At 70.1% G+C, this 23,210-nt stretch carries 18 protein-coding genes and 1 pseudogene; 8 read left to right on the top strand and 11 right to left on the bottom strand.

Annotation, left to right across the window (positions count from 1 at the left end):
* Nucleotides 1–44: 44 nt before the first annotated feature.
* Nucleotides 45–599, top strand: coding sequence for a hypothetical protein (locus OG521_38655; protein WUW26372.1), 555 nt, complete (start codon nucleotides 45–47; stop codon nucleotides 597–599).
* 103 nt (nucleotides 600–702) lie between these two features.
* Here the strand turns inward: OG521_38655 and OG521_38650 are convergent, their stop codons facing one another.
* Nucleotides 703–1,143 (bottom strand): ATP-binding protein, encoded by a 441-nt coding sequence (locus OG521_38650; protein WUW26371.1) that lies wholly within the window; start codon nucleotides 1,141–1,143, stop codon nucleotides 703–705.
* Nucleotides 1,144–1,403: 260 nt separating this feature from the next.
* Between OG521_38650 and OG521_38645 the strand changes: the two are divergent.
* From OG521_38645 to OG521_38635, 3 genes and pseudogenes are all read left to right on the top strand, one after another.
* Nucleotides 1,404–2,291: pseudogene (locus tag OG521_38645) on the top strand (serine/threonine protein kinase).
* A gap of 33 nt (nucleotides 2,292–2,324) precedes the next feature.
* Nucleotides 2,325–3,881 (top strand): MFS transporter, encoded by a 1,557-nt coding sequence (locus OG521_38640; protein ID WUW26939.1) that lies wholly within the window; start codon nucleotides 2,325–2,327, stop codon nucleotides 3,879–3,881.
* Nucleotides 3,882–4,094: 213 nt separating this feature from the next.
* Nucleotides 4,095–4,877 (top strand): VOC family protein, encoded by a 783-nt coding sequence (locus tag OG521_38635; protein WUW26370.1) that lies wholly within the window; start codon nucleotides 4,095–4,097, stop codon nucleotides 4,875–4,877.
* 156 nt (nucleotides 4,878–5,033) lie between these two features.
* Here the strand turns inward: OG521_38635 and OG521_38630 are convergent, their stop codons facing one another.
* The gene (locus OG521_38630; protein WUW26369.1) at nucleotides 5,034–5,819 is read right to left on the bottom strand and encodes a metalloregulator ArsR/SmtB family transcription factor; all 786 of its coding nucleotides are present in this window, start codon (nucleotides 5,817–5,819) and stop codon (nucleotides 5,034–5,036) included.
* A 233-nt stretch (nucleotides 5,820–6,052) separates the two neighbouring features.
* Here OG521_38630 and OG521_38625 point away from each other — a divergent pair, with 233 nt between their 5' ends.
* Nucleotides 6,053–6,658 (top strand): maleylpyruvate isomerase family mycothiol-dependent enzyme, encoded by a 606-nt coding sequence (locus OG521_38625; GenBank protein ID WUW26938.1) that lies wholly within the window; start codon nucleotides 6,053–6,055, stop codon nucleotides 6,656–6,658.
* Between the two features lie 100 nt (nucleotides 6,659–6,758).
* Here the strand turns inward: OG521_38625 and OG521_38620 are convergent, their stop codons facing one another.
* A complete protein-coding gene (locus OG521_38620; protein WUW26368.1) occupies nucleotides 6,759–7,895 on the bottom strand; it encodes a beta-N-acetylhexosaminidase in 1,137 nt (378 codons plus the stop codon).
* 151 nt (nucleotides 7,896–8,046) lie between these two features.
* On the bottom strand, nucleotides 8,047–8,928 hold the full coding sequence (locus tag OG521_38615) for a GH25 family lysozyme (GenBank protein WUW26367.1): 882 nt from the start codon (nucleotides 8,926–8,928) through the stop codon (nucleotides 8,047–8,049).
* 463 nt (nucleotides 8,929–9,391) lie between these two features.
* On the opposite strand from OG521_38615, the gene OG521_38610 reads away from it, so the two are divergent.
* Complete coding sequence (locus OG521_38610) at nucleotides 9,392–10,639, top strand: FAD-dependent oxidoreductase (protein WUW26366.1); 1,248 nt, start codon at nucleotides 9,392–9,394, stop codon at nucleotides 10,637–10,639.
* A 174-nt stretch (nucleotides 10,640–10,813) separates the two neighbouring features.
* Here the strand turns inward: OG521_38610 and OG521_38605 are convergent, their stop codons facing one another.
* From OG521_38605 to OG521_38595, 3 genes are all read right to left on the bottom strand, one after another.
* Nucleotides 10,814–12,595 (bottom strand): ThuA domain-containing protein, encoded by a 1,782-nt coding sequence (locus OG521_38605; protein WUW26365.1) that lies wholly within the window; start codon nucleotides 12,593–12,595, stop codon nucleotides 10,814–10,816.
* A complete protein-coding gene (locus OG521_38600) occupies nucleotides 12,592–15,414 on the bottom strand; it encodes a PQQ-dependent sugar dehydrogenase (protein WUW26364.1) in 2,823 nt (940 codons plus the stop codon). The genes OG521_38605 and OG521_38600 overlap by 4 nt, the downstream gene beginning before the upstream one ends.
* A 291-nt stretch (nucleotides 15,415–15,705) precedes the next feature.
* Nucleotides 15,706–16,971 (bottom strand): MFS transporter, encoded by a 1,266-nt coding sequence (locus OG521_38595; protein ID WUW26363.1) that lies wholly within the window; start codon nucleotides 16,969–16,971, stop codon nucleotides 15,706–15,708.
* A 100-nt stretch (nucleotides 16,972–17,071) separates the two neighbouring features.
* Here OG521_38595 and OG521_38590 point away from each other — a divergent pair, with 100 nt between their 5' ends.
* Complete coding sequence (locus tag OG521_38590; protein WUW26362.1) at nucleotides 17,072–17,524, top strand: helix-turn-helix transcriptional regulator; 453 nt, start codon at nucleotides 17,072–17,074, stop codon at nucleotides 17,522–17,524.
* An 89-nt stretch (nucleotides 17,525–17,613) separates the two neighbouring features.
* On the opposite strand, the gene OG521_38585 is transcribed toward OG521_38590, so the two are convergent.
* Entirely contained in the window at nucleotides 17,614–17,943 is a 330-nt protein-coding gene (locus OG521_38585) for a UBP-type zinc finger domain-containing protein (protein WUW26937.1), read from the bottom strand.
* Between the two features lie 387 nt (nucleotides 17,944–18,330).
* Here OG521_38585 and OG521_38580 point away from each other — a divergent pair, with 387 nt between their 5' ends.
* Entirely contained in the window at nucleotides 18,331–18,912 is a 582-nt protein-coding gene (locus OG521_38580) for a fasciclin domain-containing protein (GenBank protein WUW26361.1), read from the top strand.
* A 219-nt stretch (nucleotides 18,913–19,131) separates the two neighbouring features.
* Here the strand turns inward: OG521_38580 and OG521_38575 are convergent, their stop codons facing one another.
* The 3 genes from OG521_38575 to OG521_38565 form a co-directional block, all read right to left on the bottom strand.
* Entirely contained in the window at nucleotides 19,132–20,181 is a 1,050-nt protein-coding gene (locus OG521_38575) for a spore photoproduct lyase family protein (protein ID WUW26936.1), read from the bottom strand.
* A gap of 532 nt (nucleotides 20,182–20,713) precedes the next feature.
* The gene (locus OG521_38570) at nucleotides 20,714–22,318 is read right to left on the bottom strand and encodes a serine/threonine protein kinase (GenBank protein WUW26360.1); all 1,605 of its coding nucleotides are present in this window, start codon (nucleotides 22,316–22,318) and stop codon (nucleotides 20,714–20,716) included.
* 237 nt (nucleotides 22,319–22,555) lie between these two features.
* The gene (locus OG521_38565; GenBank protein ID WUW26935.1) at nucleotides 22,556–23,176 is read right to left on the bottom strand and encodes a TetR/AcrR family transcriptional regulator; all 621 of its coding nucleotides are present in this window, start codon (nucleotides 23,174–23,176) and stop codon (nucleotides 22,556–22,558) included.
* Between the last annotated feature and the right edge of the window lie 34 nt (nucleotides 23,177–23,210).

Here is a 23,210-nt window from a genome sequence, read left to right as displayed (position 1 = left end):
CCACCAGCCACGGCACCCGCCGCACGGGAAATAAGGGGGAAGCGATGACATTGCATTCCGATGTGGCCGAGTTGCTCGCAGGGGCCGGCATCCTCGACGTGAACGTCGACGATGCCGTCGCGGACGAGCACGTGCGATCGTCCGCGTACCGGCGCGTCGTGCTGGTCACCACTTCCTCGCGCAGCCGCGACGGAGATCGCAGGATCGTGGCCACGATCCTGCGCGATCCCCTCGAAATGGTGTCCAAGTCGGCCGTGGTCGCCCTGGTGGACGGGGTCGCGACGAAGGTGACCGGCCCTGCCGAGTTCCGGCAGTGGGCGGCCGGACTGCTGCCGGAGATCGCCGCGCTCAAGACGGAGGGGTACCGCGAGTTCATCCGGCGTCGCGTCCACGACTGGCTGTTCCTGCTGTCCATCGAGGACGGCCATGTGCCGACACCGGTCGAGCTGTCGGAGGTCACGGACTGGATGCAGCGCGTCCTCGCCGAGGGTTCGACATCGCCCGCGGTACTCGCGCTGCTCGCCGAGGCGGGCAGCAGGAAGAAGATCCGGAACATCGCGATGAACCGAGCCGGGAGCCGCGAGCTGAGATCGCGATGAGTCGGCGGTGGCCATGGGCCGGTGCGCGGGCTGCCTCACTCACGAGAGGGGCGGGCGTCATGTCCGAAGCCGATTCCGGCCTCGGGCCGCTTCGGCCCGGGGCTCAGCTGACGTCCCCGTCGTGCCGGGGCTTCGGAGCCCCTGGTGGCACGAAGCAGGCGGTGACGGTCTTTCCCGACGCCTGCGGATGCGTGGCCCAGCCGTCGGCGAGGGCGTCGACGATGGCGAGTCCCCGTCCTCCCGTCGTCGTGAGGTCCTCCGCCCGCTTGGCAGGGGGAACGGGGTCCGAGTCGTGGACGCTGACGTGCAGACAGTGACTGTCCCAGGTGAGGACCAGCTGGGCGTCGCTGTGCGCGTGCACGTGTGCGTTGGTGATCAGCTCCGAGACGCTGAGCAGAATGTCGTCCACTGTGTCGGGGGCCTTCTCGGTCCACTCCAGGGACATCAGGTGCCCTTGCGTCCAGCGGCGGCCGGCCCGCACTCCTTCCGACACCGGAAACGATTGTGCCCATCCCACCGCGCGCAGCGACGTGTCCTTCACCATCTTCCCTCCCTGGCTCTGTTCCCCTCACGCCTACCCCGGGCCTCCAAGAACACCCGGGGCTCCGGCCACACAGGCGGGCGGGCGAGCGGTGCGGGTTCCGGCGCAGTGAGTACGGTCAAGCGACCGCCCGATCCGAAGTCGCTTTGAATGAAGGCCACTTCGAGGATGTCAGCGGAGAGGGCGCCCAGCCGGACCAGGATTGCGGTGACAATTCTCCCGATCGCGCTCCGCCATAGGATAGTTGGCCTATCTTACTCCTCGTGAATCCTCTGACCTCCGAAGACCCGGCCCGGCTGGGCCCGTACCGTCTGATCGCCCGGCTGGGCGAGGGCGGCATGGGCCTGGTCTATCTGGGCCGGTCCGAAGCCGGACGCACCGTGGCCGTCAAGGTCGTGCAGGCCGAGTACGCGGGGAACCAGGAGTTCCGCAGGCGATTCGCCCGTGAAGTGGCGGCCGCGCGCCGGGTGGGCGGCCGCTGGACCGCGGAGGTGCTCGACGCGGATCCCGACGCCGCGGTCCCCTGGGTGGCGACCCAGTACATCCCGGGCCCCGACCTGAGCACCGTGGTCTCCAAGGACTTCGGCCCCTTGCCCGAGCACTCGGTCCGCACTCTCGCCAACCGCCTCGCCCTCGCTCTGCAGGCGGTGCACGAGGCGGGTCTGATCCACCGTGACCTCAAGCCGTCCAACGTCCTGGTCACCGTCGACGGGCCCCGGGTCATCGACTTCGGCATCGCCCGGGCCATGGACAGCCTCGCCGGGGACAGCCTGCACACGCGCACGGGCATGTTGATCGGTTCCCCGGGCTTCATGTCGCCGGAACAGGTCCGCGGCCTCGACCTCACCCCGGCCAGCGACATCTTCTGCCTGGGGGCGGTCCTCGTCCACGCGGCCACCGGGCGTCTGCTCTTCGGCGCTGCCGACACCGGCCTGCCTGCCCATCTGTTCCGGATCGCCGAGGACGAGCCCGACCTCACCGGCGTGCCGGCGAGCCTGGCCGATCTCGTACGCGCGTGCCTGGAGAAGGACCCCGCGAAGAGGCCCACCCCCCAGGAGGTGGCCGCGCGCACCGCTCAGGACTCGACGGCGGAATGGCTGCCGGGCGCGGTCCTCGCGCAACTCGGTCGCCACGCGGCCCAACTGCTGGACTACGCACCCGAACTGCCCGTCGACGCCCCCGAGGTGCGCCCGGACCTTCTGGTCAAGGCCGCGCTGCCCCCGCCGCCCGCCTACGCTCCGACGGCCCCGGCGCAGCACGCCCCGCCACCGGGATTCGGGCCGCCGCCCCCGGGGACCTGGCCCACCCACTCCTCCCCCGCCCTTCGGGACGAGGCGCCGCCGCATCCCCTGCGCTGGTGGGGGCTGGCGGTGATCGCCCTGGTGCAACTGATGGTGCTGTTCGACGCGACGGCCTTCAACATGGCCTCGCCTGCCGTCCAGGCCGACCTGGGGATGAGCGGCGACGGCCTGACCTCGTTGTTCACCGCGTACACGGTGTCCTTCGGCGGCCTGCTGCTGATCGGTGGGCATCTCGCGGATCGCGCAGGCCCCAGACGTGTGTTGGTCATCGGCCTCGTCGGATGCGTGCTGGCGTCCGCGATCGCCGGCGTAGCCGGCGGTTCCGGGCAGCTGCTCCTGGCCCGCTTCCTCCAGGGCGCCTCCGCCGCGCTGCTCACACCGGCCGCGCTGTCCCTGGTGAGCACCGGATTCGCCGGCTCCAAGGAACGCGGCAGAGCGATCGGGATCTACGCCGCCGTCGCCGGTGGCGGCTCGGCACTGGGACTTCTCACCGCCGGTTGGCTCGACGCGCTCTCGTGGCGCGTCACGTTCTACGCCGGCGCCGGCCTCGCCGTCGTCGCGTTGATCGGTGCGGCGACCCTGGTGCATGAGCGTCCGGGGCGGACGGACGCCCGACCGGACACCGCCGGGATGCTGCTCGGCACCGGTGGGCTCATCGCCCTCTCCTACGGCCTCACCCAGGCCGATCCGCGCGGCTGGAGCGACCCGCTGGTCCTGGCCCTGCTGGCGGTGGGCACGGTCCTCCTCGCGGCCTTCCTGCTGCGGCAGACGGTCCGGACGGCCCCGTTCCCTCAGGAATCCGGCGCCTCGGGGCTCGACCGCCTCGGCGCGTTTCTGGCCGTGCTGCTGGCCGGATTCGGAATCATGACCTCGTTCGCGGTCGTGGAGTTCTTTCTGCGGAGCGTCCGCGGCGACTCCCCTCTCACGGCCGGTGTGGCCTTTCTGCCCATGGCCGCCGCGGTCGCCATCGCTTCCACGCAGGTGTCCGCCCGGTTGCTGCCCCGCGTGGCGCCCCGCGGCCTGATCGTGAGCGGGCTGGCGATCACGGCCCTCGGCATGGTGCTCCTGACCCGTCTCGAACCGGACGGCGCCTACGTCACCCAGGTGCTGCCCGCCCTGCTCCTCACCGGTTTCGGCACCGGTCTCGCCCTGCCGCCGGTCTTCGCCACCGCGACCGCGGGCCCCGGACTCTCCGGTGAGCGTTCCGCCGCCGTCACTGCGGGCCATCAACTGGGCCTGACGCTCGGCAACGCGCTGCTCAGCGCCGTTCTCGTCGCCGAACTGCGTCATATGTCGGCGTCCGACGACCTGACGAGTGTGTTGTTCGGGGCCTACTCCACCGCCCTCTGGTGGGCGGTCGGCGGCATGGCCCTCGCCTGTCTCGCCACCGGTCTGCTGATCACCTCCAAGGCACCCACGGAGCGTCCCCCGGGCCGGTGAGCGGCCGGGGGCGCAGTCGTCCGGCTCGGCGCACGTGGCGCGCGAGCCCGTGGGGCGGCGTCTCTCCGTGGGGCGGGCCCTTGTTGATGATCTGCTGCATCCAGGCGGTGTTCCAGGACACGCGGGCGTCGAGCGTCACTCTCGGCGCAATGGCCAGTAGCAGGGGGTAGCGTTCGACGCCACGTCGCCGGACCTCACCCAGGAGAGCACGCAATGCTCGGTACCGACTTCCGCACCGGATCGCCCAACTGGCTGGACCTCGGCAGCCCCGACGTTCCCGCGGCCGCCGCCTTCTACGGAGCCGTACTCGGCTGGCAGTTCGTCTCGGCCGGACCGGAGGCAGGCGGCTACGGATTCTTCCAGCGCGAGGGCCGTACTGTCGCCGCGATCGGTCAGCTGACCGAGGAGGGCGCCGACTCCGCGTGGATGCTGCACTTCCACACCCCCGACGTGCAGGCCACCGCCGCCGCCGTGCGCGACGGCGGGGGCAGCGTGCGGATGGAGCCGATGGACGTGATGGGCGAGGGCCGGCTTGCCCAGTTCACCGATCCGCAGGGTGCCGAGTTCGCCTGCTGGCAGCCCGGCCGCACGGCCGGGTTCGATGTGGCATCGGCCGAGAACACGCTGATCTGGGCCGAGCTGCACGTGCCCGATCCGGTGGCCGCCATCGGCTTCTACGCGGGCGTCTTCGGCTGGCGCTCGGCGGAGATGCAGGCGCCGGGCATGACCTACCGGGTGCTGAGCATCGCCGACGGCGACCAGGAGGACGGCTCCTTCGGCGGGGCGGCCCCGCTTGCGGGCGACGGCGAGAAGGCCCGCTGGGTGCCGTACTTCCACGTCCTCGACGCGGACGCGACCACCGCAGCGGTCACGGCGAACGGCGGCTCCGTGCTGATGCCCGCGGCCGACGTGCCCGAGGTCGGCCGGATCGCCTGGGTCGCGGACCCGGCGGGCGCCGTGTTCGCGCTGCTCACCCCGGACCCCCGGATGGGCTGACCGGCAGCCGGGACCCGGCCCACCGGGGACGTCAACCGTTGGGCCGGGTTTCTGCGGAGCCTTCGCGGCGCCGGCACACATCGCCAGAGGTGATGCGGCGGGGCATGCTCCGTCAGCTGTGTGCCCTCGGCACCGGCCCGTCCGGGACCGGAGCGGTCAGTCCTTCTCCAGGATCGTCTTCAGTTCCGACATCATCATGGTCCAGCCGCCGCTGACGCCCTCGAGCATCTTGGAGTCGGCCGAGGTGAAGCCGTCGTGGGTGATGGTCAGCTTGACGCCCACCTCCGCCACCTCGGCGGGCTCGATGTCGAAGGCGACCGTCGAGCGTTCCTTGACCGCCTCGGCGAACTCCGCATCGCTCATGCCGAACATCTCCTGATGCATCGGCTGCAGCGTGTGCCAGGTGTAGGCGAGCCGCTTGCCGGGTTCCGCCGCGGTGACGACCTGGCCGAGGTCCTGCGGTTCGCCGCCTTCCTCGACCGGCCACAGCACCTTCGAACCGACCTTCCAGTCGGAGGAGGGTGCCCAGCCTCCGTGGTACTGCTTCAGGAACTCCGGGCTGGTGAGCCCCTCCCAGAGTTTCTCGGGCGTGGTGTGGACGTAGATCGTGTAAACGAACTCGGGCTTGCTCATCGCCGTTCCTTCCAGGGCCTGCTTCAAGTTGCTGAGCGCGGCCATCCGGCCCCGCTCGTACTGGCCGATCCAGCGGTCGGCCAGATCGTGGATCGGCACGGGATTGAGGTAGTGCAGCCGCTCCCGGCCACGCCGTACCGTCGTGATCAGGCCCGCGCCCTCCAGCACCGCCAAGTGCTTGGACACCGCCTGCCTGGTCATGCCCAGCCCCGCACCCAGTTCGACCAGGTTCTGCCCGGCCCGCTCGTTCAGCCGGTCCAGCAGCCGCCTCCGGCTCGCATCCGCGAGCGCCTTGAACACCTCGTCCATGCCACCCGACCCCCTGATCCCCCTCACCTACAAATTGGCAACTATTTGGTTGCCTGTCAAGCCGTCGGACGGCTGTGTCGGCCCACACCGGCTGCGTCCGGGCTGCGGCTGTACAGGGCGATGAGTTCCAGTAGCCCCGGCAGTCCTACGTGGCAGAACCCGGGATCACGGAACCCGGGATCCGTGCCGCTGTGATCGACGAAGGAGAAGCCGTGACGGTCGACGTCTGGTCGATGGTTCATACAGAGCGTGCGGCCCTGATCGAGGACCTCGCGCACCTCGACGACGAGCAGTGGGCCACACCGTCTCTCTGTGACGGGTGGACGGTGCACGACGTGGTCGCCCACCTGGTGGACACGGCCCTGACCACGCGCCTGGGATTCGTCGTGGGCCTGGCCCGGGCACGGTTCGACTTCGACCGTCAGAACTCCCTGGGAGTGGCGCGCCGGCGCGGGGCCACGCCGCAGGAGACCCTGGAGCGGCTCCGTCGGGCGGCTCCGCGCAAGTCCACGCCGCCGGCCCCCCTCGACAGCCGCCTGGTGGAGGAGGTCGTCCACGGTGAGGACATCCGCCGCCCCTTGGGGCTCAGCCGCACCTACCCGCCGGAAGCCGTGGTCCGATCGCTTCGTCTGCAGACCCGTACCCCGGCGTCATTCGGCGGGGCCAAGGAACTCGTGGCCCGCGTCCGGCTCACGGCGACCGACGACGACCTGACGCTCGGCACAGGGCCGGCGGTGACCGGCCCCGCGCTCACCCTGCTCCTCGCCGTTTCCGGGCGCCGATCGGTCCTGGGCGAACTCGAAGGGCCCGGCGTCCGCACACTCGCGACGGTGGGCTGACACCGCCAGGCCGCCAGGCAGACCGGCGACTGTCGCAGGCGCCGGCTGCCGAGGAGGCCACCTGGCGTCCCTGTCCGGCCGGCCCGGGTCCTCCCAGCCCTCACAGCCCGGCGCGAAGGGCGCTCACCCGTGCGGCGGCGGCGTCGAAAGCGGTGCCGTCGAGCCGGCCGGACGTCAGGGCCTCGCTCAGCGCGGTCACCGCCTCGTCGCCCTGGGAGACGCTGCGGGAGGAGCAGAGGACGAGGTCCATGCCCGCGGCAGCGGCCAGGACGGCACGTTGCGACGTACTGCCGAAGGACTGGAGGGCGCCGGCCTCCAGAGCGTCGGTGATCGTGACTCCGGTGTAGCCGAGCCGGTTGCGCAGCTCACCGACGACGGTCGGGGAGAGGCCGGCGGGCCGGCTGGAGTCCAGGGCGGTGTAGACGGCCCAGGACAGCATGACGAGCTTGGTTCCGGCCGCGATGGCATCCCGGTACGGCGCCTCGTCTACGCTGCGGAGGCTCGCCGCGGAGGTGGTGAGGGTGACGGATCGGAGATCCGTGTTCTGGCTCGCGGATGCGGGGCCGAGGCCGGGGAAGTGCTTGGCGGTGGCGGCGACACCCGCACTCTGCTGGGCGGTGATGAAGGCCGATCCGCAACTGGCCACGGCTGCGGCGGACTTGCTGTAGGACCGCTCGTACTGGTCCGTGAAGTCGCCGTCCGCGCGGTAGACGTCGAGGACCGGCGCGAGGTTGACGTTCATGCCGACGCCCGCCAGGTTCATGCCCGCACCACTGCCGGTGAAGTCGGCCCACTGGTGCGGGTCGGCCGAGGCGCCGACGTCCTTGGCGGACATGACGGGCTCACCGGGCAGGCGGCGGATGGCGCCGCCTTCCTGGTCGGTCATCAGGAGCAGCGGCTGTTTCACGGGCGAAGAGGCGTGCGCCGCGTTCATCGACTGGATGACGCTCTCGATCTGGCTCAGGTTGTCGATGTTCTCCCCGAAGAAGATCACGCCGGCGGTGCGGCCTTCCTTGATGGCGCTCATCAGGGAGGCGGGTGGCGTGAGTCCGGGGTAGGAGTGGATGACGCACTGCGCGGCGCGCTGCTGGGGCGACAGGGCGGCGGCACGGAGGCGGGCGTTCTCGGGCATCCGCACGGCCGCTTCCGAACCGGTGGCCAGTCCCAGCCCGCCGGCCAGGGCCGCGGCTCCGGCGACCAGGGCACCGCGCCTGCTGAGGGGTGGTGTCGCACTCATGGCTTGCTCCTTCACGAACGGTCGTGGGACCGGGCCGGACCCCGGCAGGGAACGCGTGGGCCGGAGCGACCGGGTCCGGCCGCTCCGGCCCACGCCCTCGCACGGATGCCACGACCCGGAGGGTCACCGCGGTCCGGCACCGGCACCGGCATCACGGGGTGTTGTTGGCCAGAGCCAGCAGGCGGGAGCGGTCACCACTGAAGCGGTCGCGGTCGACGTTGCCCGAGACGCCGCTCACCGCGCCGGTGGAGCTGTACTGCCAGACCGTCCAGAACGGGAAGCCCGCCGGAATGCTGGGGCTGCCGGCCGTGGTCCAGTGCGCCACCCACAGGGGGCTGAGGGCGGACATGCCGTTCCAGCCCCCGGTGCAGGAGTTCCACCAGCTCGGGCTGGTGTAGATGACCACGTCACGTCCCGTGCGGGCCTTGTACGTGTTGTAGAAGTCGAGGACCCACTGCCGCATGGCCGCCTGGGAGTAGCCGTAGCAGCTGCCCTCGATGTCGAGTACGCCGGGGAGCGTGAGGTTGTCGCGGGACCAGGCGCCACCGTTGCTCGCGAAGAAGTCGGCCTGCGCCGCGCCACCGGAGACGTCCGGCCGTGCGAAGTGGTACGCGCCGCGGATCACACCGGCGTTGTAGGCGTTCAGGTAGTTGGCACTGAACGTCGGGTCCTTGTACGTCAGGCCCTCGGTCGCCTTCATCCAGGCGAACTCGATGCCCGCGCCACGGACCGAGCTCCAGTTGATGCCCCCCTGCCAGCTGGAGACGTCGACGCCCTCGGGGTTCGCCTTGAGGCCGGCGTCCGTCCCGGCGTCGAGGTGCAGTGGGCGGGTGTCCGGTTTGAAGTCCTCGCTGTCCTGGACGTAACCGACGCCCATGTAGCCCTTGCCGTACGGCACGGGGCTGTCCGGCAAGGGCGCCGATGACGCAGTGCCGGACATCAGGGCGAACAACAGCGTGGCGCTCGTACCGACGACACCAACCGCGGTGAGTCTCTTCTGGACGGACTGGAGGGAGATGCTCCGGGTCGACAAGACGGCCTCCTGCTTGTGGGGGGAGATGCGGTTCCGCGACGGTCTACGCGCGTCCAGTTGTCGCGAACACGACACAGTGAGCCACAGGAACGCATGCGCGGTAAATAGTTTTCTCGTTTCGTTAGTGGTCTATACCAGCTTCCGTCCGGATGAGCTGTACGAACGGCCGACGCCCGGCAGAAATTTTCAAACGGCGGGTACACCGTCGCGCTCCGCCGGGCAGATCTTCCGGGGGTGCATGACCGCGGTGTCGCCTGGATTCGGCGGACGGAACGTGTTCGGGTGGGGTGGTGAGGCCGGCCCGTTCATCTCGCACACGAGGAGTCGGGGCGACGCGCTCCGCGCACTCGGCGCATTCCGCTCAGGAGCGCCTCAGATGTGGTTCACCAGGCTGACGCGAAGGCGGGAGCATTCGCCTTCGCCGTGCACAGATCCGTGCCGGAGGAAGAGGAACATGACGGACATGACCACTCGGCATCGCCGGACTCCGGACGTCGTCGTCGTAGGAGCGGGCCTCGCCGGGCTGGCCTGCGCCCTGGATCTGTGCGGCTCCGGGCAGCAGGTGGCACTTCTCGAGGCGTCCGACGGCGTGGGCGGCCGCATGCGCACGGACCGGGCGGACGGGTTTCTGCTGGACCGCGGGTTCCAGGTGTTCAACACCGCCTATCCACAGGTGAAGCGGCGTCTGGCGTTGCGGAGCCTGCGGTTGCGGCCGTTCACTCCGGGCATCATCGTGCACACGCCGACCGGTCCCGTCTCTCTCGCCGACCCGACTCGGCGGCCGGAGAAGGCCGGAACGCTGCTGCCCGGCAAGGTTCTGACGGGCCGGGACCTGGCCGCGATGGCCGCGCTCGCCGCGCGTGACTCCCTGCTGCCTGCCGCATGCGTCAAAGGGCGGCCGGACCGTTCCACCGCTGACGCCCTGTCCCGCGCAGGGCTCTCGGCCAAGGCGGTCGACGAAGTCCTGCGGCCGTTCCTGTCCGGTGTGTTCCTGGAGGACCGGCTGGAGACCTCCGCCCGCTTCTTCCACATGGTGCTGCGGAGCATGGTCCGGGGAACCCTCTGCCTGCCCGCCGACGGCATCGGCGCAGTTCCCGCCCAGCTGGCCGCCGGTCTGCCCGACGGTGTCCTCCGGCTGGAGACACCGGTCGCCGGGGTCACCGCGTCGGGGGTGCTTCTGGCGGACGGCCGTGAGCTGCCGGCCGGATCCGTCGTGGTGGCGACGGAGGCCGCCGCGGCGGCCCGGCTGCTGCCCGGCCTGCCCGTGCCGGAGGGCCGCACGGTGACCACGTACTACCACGCGGTCGCGAGCTCGCCCCTGGCCGAGCCGACCTTGGTGGTGGACGGCGCCGGAACCGTACTGAACACCTGCGTGCTCACCGAGGTCGCACCCACCTACGCCCCGCCCGGAACCGCGCTCGTCTCCAGCTCGGCCCTGGGCGCCGACCGGCCCGGCGCGGGCGAGGCCGTGCTTCGACGGCTGGCCGACCTCTACGGCACCGATACCGGCCGCTGGCAGCAGATCGCCGTCCACACGGTCGAGAGGGCCCTGCCCGCGATGAACCCACCCTGGCCGCTGAGCCGTACGACACGCTTCTCACCGGGCAGGTACGTCTGCGGGGACCATCGGGCGACCGGCTCCGTACAAGGCGCGTTGGCATCGGGAGCACGGGCCGCCCGCGAAGTACTGGGCGATCTCGCGCACGGTTGACGGGAGGCGGTCCCGACCGGCTCAACGGCCTTACCAAGCGGCTTGTCGGAGAAGTGGACGAGGAACGGCGGCAGGGCGCTTCGGCGTCGTGCCCTGCCGCCGTCACCGGCCCATGGGAGCGGCCGGTCCCGGCACCGGCGCCCTCCGCGCCGTTGCCGGTGTCGAGCGGGTCACTCAGCTGGGGAGGACCCATTTCTGGTTGGCGCCCGTGCCGCACGTCCACAGGTGCAGCCTGGTGCGGTCGGCGGAGGAGACGCCCTCCGCGTCGAGGCACTTCCCGGACTGCGGGTTCCGCAAGGTTCCGTCGGCGCCCGCGGTCCACTTCTGTGCGCCGGAACCGTTGCACCCGTAGAGCTGGATCTTGGTGCCGCTCGCCGAACCACCTCCGCTGACGTCCATGCACTTGCCCAGCGCCCGCAGCGTGCTGTCCGTACCGACCGTCCACTTCTGCGCGGCCGACTGATTGCACGTGTACAGCTGGATCTGCGTGCCGTCCGCCGACGCGGCCGCGGCCACATCGACGCACTTCCCGCCGATGCCCGTGATGGCTCCCTCCCTGGGGCCGGACGCGGCGCCGAGTTCCTTGATCCGGACGTTCCGGAAGGAGACGTCGTCCCCGTCCCCGTGGTTCTGCAGGCCGATGTGGCCCTGTTGGAGGCTGCGGGCGGGGTCGGTGTTGGTGAAGTCGTTGATGCGGCGGCCGTTGAGGAAGAGCTGGAGGCGCTCGCCCTCGACCCGGATCTCGTAGGTGTTCCACTCCCCCGGCGGGTTCAGGGCCGCGTCGCGGGCGGCGAGGTCGGCGGACTTGAAGCCGTAGACGGAGCCGGTGGTGCGGTCGGGGGTGTCGGTGGCGTCGATCTGGATCTCGTAGCCGTTGTTGACGGCCGACCAGGGGTCGTCGGAGGCGGGGAAGCCCACGAAGACACCGGAGTTGTCGTCGCCCGCCTGGCGCCAGTCGAGTTTCAGGGAGTACGACGTGTACTCCTTGGCCTGGTACCAGAGGAGCCCGAGGCCGCCGCCGGAGGTCAGGGTGGCGTCGGATTCGGTGAACGCGCCCGGGCCCGCCTGCTTCCAGCCGGCGGTGCCCGCGGTCCCGTAGAGGGTGGTGTAGCCGGTCTCCGGACGGCAGTCGGCCTCGGTCAGTTCGGCCGCCCAGCGGATGCCGCCGAGCAGATGGCGGCGGAAGGCCGGGTCGGTGTACGACTCCTCGGTGTGACCGCCGCCGGTGTAGAAGGCGCGCCCGCCGGCGTAGTCCTTGCACCAGGCGATGGGGTGGTCGCCGCTCATGCTGCCGCCGCTGTAGCTGGACTCGTCGAGCGAGGCGAGGACATGGGCCGACGTACGCGGGTTGGTGCGGTAGTTGTACCACTCGTCGGTACGCTGCCAGGTCGGGCCGAGGTGGGCCGTGGCGTCGTGGGCGCGGTCCTCCACCTTGACCGTGGCGGGCTGGATCGCCGGGTGGGACTGGAACAGCGCGCCGGCCAGGCCCGCGTACCAGGTCCAGTCGTACTCCGTGTCGGCCGCCGCGTGCACGCCGACGTAGCCGCCGCCCGCCGCCATGTAGCCCTCGAATGCCGTCTGCTGGGTGGCGTCGAGGACGTCGCCGGTGGTGGAGAGGAAGACGACGGCCTCGTATCCGGCGAGGTTGGCCGGAGTGAAGGCCGCGGCGTCCTCGGTCGCGGTGACGGTGAAGTTGTTGGCCGCGCCCAGCTCGCGCAGGGCGGTGATGCCTTCGTCGATGGAGGAGTGGCGGAATCCGGCGGTCTTGGAGAAGACCAGCACGTCGTAGGCGGGATCCGCGGCGGCGGCCTTCGCCGGGGCTGATGCCGGGAGCTCGGTGGAGGCGGGTTCGGGGGTGGCGGTCGCCACAGCCGTGGGCAGCGCCGCGGCGCCGAGCAGGCCGCAGGCGGCCCAGCAGGCGAGGCGGCCGAGAGGCCGGACCGGTCGTCGTCTCATGGCAGGATCCACTTCTGGTTGGCGCCGGTGCCGCAGGTCCACAGGTGGAGCCTGGTGCGGTCCGCGGAGGACACGCCCTCCGCGTCCAGGCACTTGCCGGACGCCGGGTTCTTCAGCGTCCCGTCGGCCTGCGGGGTCCACTTCTGGGCCCCGGAGCCGTTGCACCCGTAGAGCTGGACCTTGGTGCCGTTGGCCGTGCCGGCCCCGCTGATGTCCATGCACTTGCCGAGCGCGCGAAGGGTGTCGTCGGTGCCGACGGTCCACTTCTGGGCGGCCGTCTGATTGCACGTGTACAGCTGGATCTGCGTCCCGTCGGCCGTCGCACCGGCGGCCACGTCGACGCACTTGCCGCCGATGCCGGTGATGGCGCCCTCCCGCGGACCGGTGACGCCCGAGGTGGTGACGGCGAACTCGTCCACGTCGAAGAGGGCTCCGCTGCCGCCCTTGAAGACGAGGTGCAGCGTCGTGGTGCCGGCCGGGCGGTTGGCCAGGTTCGTGGAGACGTCCTGGAACGTCTCCCAGCTTCCCGTGACGGGAACGGCCACGGACCCGAGCAGGGTGCCGGTGGGCGAGCCCGCGCGCACTTCGAGCGTGCCGCCCGCCCCGGCGGAGGAGACGCGGGCGGTCAGCTTGGTCGCGTTGTCGAGCGCGTAGGGCTTGAAGGAGATCCAGTCGCCGTTCTCGATGTTGCCCACGGTCTTGCCTCCGTGGGCCGCGGTGTGGCTGACGACCGTCACCCCGGCGGAGCCTCCGTAGTGCTCGGCCTGGCGGTGGCTGGGCTGGCTGATGTGCTCGTCGTGGCTGGTCAGGGCGGGCTGCCCGTTCGCGCCCTTGTCGGTGTACTCGGCGTCCCAGACGCCGAAGATGTTGGCGTTGGGGTCGTGCTCGCCGTCGGCGATGGTCTGTACGGTGCCGGAGCAGCCGGTCGCCGAGGTCTGCGGGTGACCGTGGCTGTCGTGGCCGATGATGAAGGTCACCTTGACCTTCGAGCAGTCGATGGTGCCGTCCTCGGGGTCGGTGACGGTCACCTTGAACGGCACCGCGGCGCCCGGGTCGACGATCTTGCCGTCGACGGGCAGCTCCAGCTTCACCGTGGGCGCGGTGTTGCCCACGGTCACGGTGACGGATGCGGTCGCCGTCCGGCCGGTGCCGTCGGAGACGGTCAGCTCAGCGGTGTACTGACCGTTGGCGGTGTAGGTGTGCGCGGGGTTGGCCGACGTGGAAGTGCCGCCGTCACCGAACTTCCAGGCGTAGGACAGCGGGTCGCCATCGGGGTCGGAGGTTCCCGCCGAGGAGAACTGCACAGCGAGCGGGGCCTTGCCGGAGGTGCGGTCGGCCGAGGCCTGGGCAAGCGGGGACCGCCCGCCGCTGACGTTCTCGATGCGGTAGACCGCGCTGTTCTCGTCCCCGTTGAAGTAGCCGGTGCCGTAGTCGAGCACGTACAGCGCACCGTCCGGGCCGAAGGCCATGTCCATGACCTGGGTGCCCTGCCAGGGGAAGGCGCTGATGGACTGCACGGTGCCGTCGCCGGTCTGTTCGATGCGCTTGATCCACTTGCGGCCGAACTCGCCCGCGAAGAAGTCCCCGTCGAAGCTCTCGGGGAACTTCACCTCGGAGGTCGAGGCCGCGTCGTAGTGGTAGACCGGGCCGCCCATGGGTGACTCGGAACCGCTGCCGAACTCCGGGACCGAGCCTCCGTCGTACGGGATCCAGGCGGGCTGGACCGGGGGGAGGTCGGTCAGGCCGGTGTTGTTCGGCGAGGTGTTCTTGGGCGCCGAGCAGGAGAACGCGGAGCCGGACGTCGAGGTGGCGAAGTTGTAGTCGACGTAGGCGTCGTTCTTGCCGGTGCAGTAGGGCCAGCCGAAGTTGCCGGCCTTGGTGATCCGGTTGAACTCGACCTGCCCGGCGGGCCCGCGGGTGGCGCTCGCGGTGCCGGCGTCGGGGCCGTAGTCGCCCAGGTAGACCGTGCCGGTGGGCTTGTCGACGGTCATCCGGAAGGGGTTGCGGAAGCCCATGGCGTAGATCTCGGGCCGGGTCTTGGCGGTGCCGGGGGCGAAGAGGTTGCCCGCGGGGACGGAGTAGCCGCCGTCGGCGTTGACCTTGATCCGGAGGACCTTGCCGCGCAGGTCGTTGGTGTTGCCGGCCGAGCGCTGTGCGTCGTACGCCGGGTTGCGGGTGGGCCGCTCGTCGATGGGGGTGTAGCCGTCGGAGGCGAAGGGATTGCTGTCGTCGCCGGTGGAGAGGTAGAGGTTGCCCTGGGCGTCGAAGTCGATGTCGCCGCCGACGTGGCAGCACAGCCCACGGCTCGCGGGGACGTCCAGGACCTTCTTCTCACTGGCGGTGTCCAGGGTGCCGTCCGCCTTCAGGACGAACCGGGAGAGCCGGTTGACGCCGTCGAAGGGAGTGAAGTCGGCGGCCGAGCCGTCCGCGGGGGCGTCCCCGGAGGGAGTGGTGAGCTTCGGGGCGTAGTAGAGGTAGACGAAGCGGTTCGTGGTGAAGGCGGGGTCGACGCCGACGCCTTGGAGGCCTTCCTCGTCGTGCGAGTAGACGTCCAGTTTCCCGGCGACCTTGGTGGTGCCGGCCGCGTCGGTGAGGCGCAGGGTCCCGTCCCGCGACGTGTGCAGGACCGACCGGTCGGGCAGGACGGTGAGCGTCATCGGCTCGCCGGTCTCGGCCACCCCCTTGGCGAGGGTGACCTGCTGGAACTCGGGTTCTGCGGCGGCCGCTTCGGCCTGGTTCTGCTGGACGGTGAGGGCGCCCGCGGCAGCGAGCAGGGTACTGGCGAGCGCCGCGAGTGGCCGGGTGAGTCTCCTGTGCACGCGCATCCTCCGTAAGGCAACGGGGCTGGGGGGTCTCGCACAGGCGCGCGCCGTCGCGCCGGGGACACGGGCGCCCTGGGAGGGAGTCGGGCGAACGCGTCCTTGTTATCCGGTACAGAGCAGGAAGGTAATGGCTTTTTCATCAGTCAGAAACCCCTTTGACACGCCAGGCTCGAACTTTTATCTGTGGGGGGACAAAGTGTCGACGTCCGACTGCCCGGCTCAACTCCGTTGCAGCGGAGGAAGGTTGCCCTCCGGTCGCCCTTCGGATCACTCGCGGACCGAGGACGGTCAGCCTTCGCCGCGAGAACCCGCCTCGACGGCGGGACCCGACGAACTGCGCCGGGTGAACACCCACAGCGCGAGGCCCAGGCAGCTGAACCCGGCACCCAGCAGGCATACGGCGCCCCAGCCGGCCACCGCGTAGAGAGAGGTTGCGGCGATGGCGCCGGTGGCGCTGCCGACCGAGTAGAAGACCATGTATCCGCCGATCAGCCGACTGCCGGCGTCCGGATACAGCGCGTAGATGAGGGTCTGGTTGGTGACATGGACCGCCTGTACGGCGAGATCGAGAAGGATCACTCCGACGACCAGCGCCCCGAGCGAGCTACGGGTGAAGACAAGGGGAAGCCATGAGGCAACGAGCAGCGCCAGGGCGATACCCGTGGTCCGTCGGGAGAGTCCGCGGTCATTCAGCCGGCCGGCCGCGTTCGCGGCCAGGGCGCCCACGACACCGACAAGTCCGAGTGCCCCGATCTCGCTGTGGGACAGGAAGTACGGGGCTTCACTGAGCGGTAGCGCGATGCTGCTCCACAGGGTACTGAAGGCCGCGAAGATCAGCAGTCCGAACAGAGCCCGGAGCCGCAGCAGTCGTTCACGCGCGAAGAGTGTGATCGTGGAGCGCAGGAGCTGCCCGTAGCGCAGGGTCGTCGGACGGGCGCCGATGTCGCGTGGCAGAACTCGGTACAGGACCAGGGCGAGCAGAGCGGTGAGCGACGCCGAGGCGAGGTAGACGGAGCGCCAGCCCGCGAAGTCGGCCATGAGGCCGGAGGCGGTGCGGGCGAGCAGGATGCCGATGACCACGCCGCTCGTGACCAGACCGACGACCCGCCCGCGCCCGGCGGAAGGGGCCAGCGATGCCGCGAAGGCCACCAGCGTCTGCGTGACGACCGCGAGAAGCCCCGTCGCGGCCATCCCCGCCAGCAGGATCACCGGCGTACGGGCGGAGGCCACCACGGCCAGCGCCACCACCAGAAGCAGCAACTGGGCGGCGATGAGCCGCCTGCGGTCGACCGCGTCACCCAGCGGAACGAGAAAGAAGAGCCCCAGCCCGTATCCGACATGCGTGAGGGTGACGACGCTGCCGACGAGTCCCGGGCTCATGCCGAGGTCGCGCCCCATCGTCACCAGGAGCGGCTGGGAGAAGTAGACGTTGGCCACCGCCGCCCCGCAGGCGACGGCGAACAGAATGAACACGCCGCGGGACGGAACGGGCGCAGCACCGCCCGCACTTCGCACCTCGGTCCGCCGTGCAGCCGTCTCGCCCTTGCTGGACATCAGCCCCCCTCGACCCATCCGATCCGGTTTCATCTTGCTACCAACGGTGAAGGTAGCTTTTTTGGTAGCATGTTGCAACCGGCATGGAAGGAGAGGCGTCATGGTGACCAGGACACGTTTCGACGACAGCGAGTGCCCCGTCGCACGGTCGGTGGACGCGATCGGCGACTGGTGGTCCCTGCTGATCGTGCGGGACGCCTTCGACGGCAGCCGGCGCTTCGGGGAGTTCCAGCGCAGCCTCGGCGTGGCCAAGAACATCCTCACCGCGCGCCTGCGCACCCTGGCCGCCGGCGGCGTCCTCGAAAACGTCCCCGCCTCGGACGGCAGCGCCTACCGCGAGTACGTACTGACCCCGAAGGGCAAGGCACTCTTCCCCGTCATCGTGGCGCTGCGGCAGTGGGGCGAACAGAACTCCTTCGCCCCCGACGAACCGCACTCAGAATTGGTCGACAGCCGAGAGGGGCAGCCCCTCCGCGCACTCGAGGTATTGTCTGCGGACGGGCGACGGCTGGACCCCGACGACACGATCGTCCACAAGCTATCCACCGGGTGATCCGGCGGAGGCCGGGCGTCGAAATTCCGATTCGCCGCGTCGGGTACACGTACGTGTGCTCTTCTACCTCTGCCTCTGGGGAACAATCCTCAGGTCGCCATGCCCGGACCACCGTTCGGCGTGAGAAACAGCTCGTCCGCGTAACACCAAGCCCAGTCTTCGCCGCGCTCAATCGACCGAGCCACTGGATGGCCGCTGCTCTCGGCGTGATCCTGAGCATGCTTTCCGCGCGAGCTGTCGCAGCAGCCGACGTGACCACAGCTCAGACACTGTCGAAGATGAAGCCACCTCTTCCCCGATTCAAGGCACTCCGAACAGCCGTGTACTGCCGGATCTCCTGGGGAAGTCAGCTCTCCCAGGTGGATGCAGGTACGACCGTCCGGCCTTCCCGCGTCGAAGGCGACGCGATATTCCGTCATCGATGGCTCAGCTCCCTCGGCCTTCATTCCTTTACGGTACGTCGCCACCGCATACGGAAAGGGCTATAGGCTCTGCGGCGCCGCGACGTGGGTAAATCGGCGTCGCGCGAGGATACAGAACCGCATGCGCCGACTACCCATTTCTTCGTTCCGCGCACATGGTGTAACAGGTCACGCGCGCAGCGCGATCGAGATCTCCAACGAGCGCAACGGAATTCGCCGAATTCTGCGAATCCATACCAATCCGCACCGTATTCGGCGTCGAATCACTTGATGAGGGCTGCTCGTTTGCCCTGTCGGCAGGGGCCCGCCCGGGGACGGCCCCTCCGGCCTCCGCGGAATCGTTCCAACGGTTTCGCCGCACCTCTCTCACCCGAGGAACCCACCATGACTACGCATCGCACCATTCGGACAGCAGCCGCTCTCGCGGGTGCTGCAGTCGCACTGCCCGTGTCGATCGGCCTGCTGGCCCCCGCGGCCCACGCCACCGACAGCGGACCCTTCGGGCCCGCCTGCGCCTCGCTGCCGAAGGAAGGTGCCGGCAGCGCCGCGGGCATGGCCAAAGACCCGGTAGCCACCGCCGCGTCGCACAATCCGGCACTGTCCACGCTCGTCACCGCCGTCAAGAAGGCCGGCCTGGTCGACACGCTGAACAACGCGAAGGACATCACCGTCTTCGCGCCGACCAACGATGCCTTCAAGAAGATCCCGAAGGCAGACCTGGCCAAGGTCCTGAGCAACAAGGCGATGCTCACCAAGATCCTCACGTACCACGTGGTGGGCCAGCCCATTGCGCCCAGCGAGCTGCCGAACGGGTCGTTCAAGACCTTGGAGGGCAGCAAGCTCACGACCGACGGCTCGGCCAAGTCCTACGAGGTCAATGACACGGCGAAGATTGTCTGTGGCAACGTCAAGACCGCCAACGCCACTGTCTACATCATCGACACAGTCCTCATGCCGCCCAAGTGAGCGCGGAGCCGCGAGCTGCGCAACGAGGTAGGAAGGCGGCGGGCAGGGAGGCAGGAAGGCTCCGCCCAGGGGAGGATCGATCGCACCTTGCGAGGCGGTCCGACTCGGCGGAGCCGAGGAGGGCGTGCCTCGCCACATCGAGGTCCCACCCGCCACTCCCGCGCCCGCGGTCCGAACGAGGACACCAGCCCTGCGGGGCCTGCTGGGCGAGAGGCGTCCTCAGAAGGCGTACCTGACGCGCAGCCACGGTGTGTGCGTGGACAGCAGCTGCTGAATCCGCGTCAGTGACTGCCGCTTGATCTCCAGGGAGTACCGGACATTGAGTGCTCCGTTCTGCGAGCGCTTGGTCTCCTGGGCGGCGGGCTGCCACAGCACCTCCTCGGCGCGAGGGTGCCAGCCCAGGTTGACCTCGTGCAGTGCCTCGTTGTGGGTCAGCATGATGATCTCGGCAGCCGCCTGCCGCTTCACGCGTGCGGGCACGACGTCGTCCAGGTGAGTGAGCAGGGCGGCCCAGTCCCGCTGCCATCCCGGTCGCAGGACGACGGGCGAGAGGTTGAAATGGACCTCGTAGCCGGCATCGAGGAAGTCGGCAGCCGCATCGATCCGCTCGGCGACCGGGCTGGTACGGATGTCCAGCAGCCTGGCGTCCTCGGGCGGCATGAGGGAGAAGCGCACCCTGGTGCGGCCCTGGGGATCGAGTGCCAGCAGGTCGGGATTGACGAACTTCGTGGCGAAGGAAGCCTTAGCCGTGGGCAGGCCACGGAACGCGGCGATGAGATCGGCCGTGTTGTCACTGACCAACGCGTCGACGGAGCAGTCGCCGTTCTCTCCGATGTCGTAGACCCAGGCCGCGGGGTCGCACTGGTTGGGCTCCGTCTTCGGCCCCTGGGCCCGTACGTGGCGGCGGATGTGGGCCACGATCGCCTCGATGTTGGTGAACAGCGTGATGGGGTTGGCATAGCCCTTGCGCCGGGGGACGTAACAGTAGGCGCATGCCATCGCGCACCCGTTGGAGGCGCCGGGGGCGATCCAGTCGGCCGACCTGCCGTTGGGGCGCGTCCCGAGCGACTGCTTCACCCCGAGGACGAGCGTTTCCGACTTGATGCGGACCCATCGGGAGATGTTCCCGTCGTTGCCGTGCAGGGAGGGGATACGCCAGTGACTCGCGACCTCCGTCACGCGCGCACCCGGGACCCGGGACATGATCTGCCGCCCTCGCGGTGAGTCCAGGGCCGCCGGCTCGGCGTAGACCTCGCGTACGTCGAGCATCCGGCGCGCCTCCGGGGAGTCCCGGAACTTGGGCGACGTGCCCGTCTCCGCGTCCGTGTCCGTGTCCGTGTCCGCCCACCCGAACAGCGCCTGCTGCTCGGGCTCACTCGGGGTGGTGTCATCCACGTACTTGTCCTTCCTGCACCCCTGGGGACCTGAGGCCGGGGCTCACATGCGGGCGAGGGTGGGGCGGCGTGATGTCCGTCGTGCTGAGGGAGGTGTCCGTCAGGGGGGTGGCGTTCCGGGGCCGGAACACTCCAACGAAGCACTGTCCGCTCCAGTTGATCCCTATCCGGGGGTCGCTCTTGGCCAGATCCGACAAAACCCCTCCTCGCCAGTGATCCAGGGGCATTGAAACAGCACGAGGCGTCCATACGGCACCGCACCCCGGGCTCGCCTGCCCGACACCAGCCTTCTGCAGCACGCTTGAGAAGAGCGGGAGAGAGGAGTTCCGCAGACCGGTGGTGTGCGGTGTCCGCATCCCGGATAGCGCCGGAACGCAGTCGAACCCCGCCCTTCAGCCCCCGTCGTCCTATATGGCCACGACCGTCAGTAGTCGACCATCGGGGAACAGGACCTCCTCGCCCGACTCCGTGCGGCCCACGAGACCGGCCTCGACGAAGTGGCTCGGGACGATGACGTACGTCACGCACCCACCGCCCTCCGGTTCGAAGACGACCTCGATCCGGCGGCCCTTCCGCATGGCCCAGCGGACGGCGGTTAACGCTTCGGCCCGCTCGTTCGTCCACGACCACCTGCCGAGGTGGCGGTCGATCCGGCGCGGTCGCCAGACCTCGACGTACATGCCGTGCGCGGCGTACAGGACGCCGAACAGGACGAAGGCGGCGAAGCCGCCCATGACGATCAGGCCGGAAGTGCCCGCGGACTGTCCCGCCCCGCGTCCCGTCATGATCAGGATGACCGCCACCAGCCCGACCAGAAGTACCAGGACGCCGGCGACGAACCCCAGGAGCTGTCCCCAGGTCAGGCTGCGGGAGATCACATCCCCCGGGCCCGAGGGGGTCCGCTCCGGGGCGCCGGACCGGATTCCGGTGGGTGGGTGGACCGCGGGCACCGGCACCTCCTTGTGCGTCACCGTGTGCGCGGCCCTCAGATCGGACGTCTTGGCCGCCGCGCCCGGCGCAGGTTCCGGCGGACCGGACTCGTCCCGTGTCACCGCGGCGGTCGCCACCGCGTCGGGATCGACAAGGGTCGCGCCGGAACCCTGAGCCGTCGCGGATGCGGCCTCGGGCGGGACGGAGTCGCGCGGCAGGTCCTCGGCGGGCGCGGCCCGCGGGAGGGGCAGGGCCGCAAGCCGCTCCCGTACCGCCCGCGCAGTCGGGGGACGGTCCTCCGGCTGCTTGGCGAGGAGCTCCAGCAGCAGGGTGTCCCACTCCGGCGGAAGCCCACTGCGCCGCAGGCCGGGGGCGGCGGGGACCTCGTCGAGATGTCGCAACAGAATGCGCTGCCAGGGCCCTTCGGAGAACGGCGGCCTGCCCACAAGTGCGGCGTACAGGAGACAGCCCAGGGAGTAGAGGTCGCTGGGTGCGCCGACCTCTCCCCCGCCGCCCGCCTGCTCAGGGGACATGAAGGCGACGGTGCCCAGGACATGGCCGGTGCGGGTGAGTGTCGTCAGGTCGATGCCGGTGGCGTCGAGCCGCGCGATGCCGAAGTCCAGCACGGTCACATGCCCGTCGGGGCCGATCATCACGTTCGCCGGCTTCAGGTCCCGGTGCACGACTCCCTCGCCGTGCATGGCGGCGAGCGCGTCGCAGATCTCAGCGCCCCATCGGGCGATCTCGGCCAGCGAGGGGCTTCGCACGGCGAGCACCCGGCTCAGCGGCTCACCGGGGATCTCCTCCATGACCAGGTACAGCACCGGGCGCCCGTCCACGACCGCCTCGCCGGCGTCGTGCATCTCCACGATGTGCGGGTGGTGCAGCCGGGAGGCGACCTGGACCTCTCGGCGGAACCTGCCGGTGGTCTCCGAGGTCATGCCCTCGGCCAGGCCGGTCACCGTCTTCACCGCGACGCCACGCTGGCGGTAGGTGTCCGTGGCCCGCCACACGGTCCCCATGCCTCCGGAACCGATGGGATCGCCCAGCCGGTAGCGCCCCGCGAGCAATGCGCCCCGCATGCCCTCCCCCTCCGTACGGAATGCCGAGAACCGCACCGTCGAGCGAGGAAGCGAGCGACTTACCGCCGACGCCCAAACGCGTTATGCCGAAGCATAGTTGGCGAACCATGGTCCTGATCCTGGCGCCTCGCCTTCCGACCTGTGGAAGCCTCTCCGTCCGGATGGGCCGAGCGAGCGCTTCCACATCCCGCCCCTCTGCGCGCCGTCGGTCACGGGGAGGACGCCTGTACCCGGCTCTCAGATTCCGGTCTGCCCGGCGAGTCCGGCGGGAGTCCCGGCGCCCCGCAACAGCGTGTCCACGACCCGGGTAGCGAGCGCGTCCGTGTCACCGCCTCCCGCTCCCTCCTTGGCGGCCTCGTGGATGAGGGCGTAGTAGACGCGCCGGGTCCAGTCGAGTTCGATGTCGGGGCGCAGCACGCCCGCTTCCTGGGCGCGACGGAAGAGGTCTACGCAGGTGGCTCGGACCTCGGCGTGGATGCGGGCCGCCTCGGGGTGGGTGTCCTCGGCCGCGCGGTTCATGGCGAACGACCAGTCGGTCTTCACGCGGAGGACGTTGGCCGTGACCTGGTAGAGGGCGACCAGCGGCGGTGCGGCGTCCGGCCGGGCACTGTCGACGGCGGCCGCGAACTGCCGGGCGGCCCAGCCGGTGAGGTCGTCCAGGAGTGCCTCACGCGTGGCGAACCGGCGGTGGACCGTGGTCCGGGCGACACCGGCGGCCCGGGCGAACTGTTCCATGGTCGCCGCCGGGTTGGTGGCCAGGACGCGCTCGGCCGCCTCCAGGATCGTCCGCACGGTCCGTTCGGTGTCGGCCCGCAGGGGCCGTTTCGCCTGCTGTTCCGTTTGCTGCTTCTTCCGCACCGTCACACCGACATGCTACATCGGAACTCCTCCA

Origin of the sequence: Streptomyces sp. NBC_01463, from assembly GCA_036227345.1 — a bacterium.
Taxonomy (GTDB): Bacteria; Actinomycetota; Actinomycetes; order Streptomycetales; family Streptomycetaceae; genus Streptomyces.
Note: the sequence above shows the minus strand (reverse complement) of the source record. Positions and strands in the feature narration are given on the sequence as shown.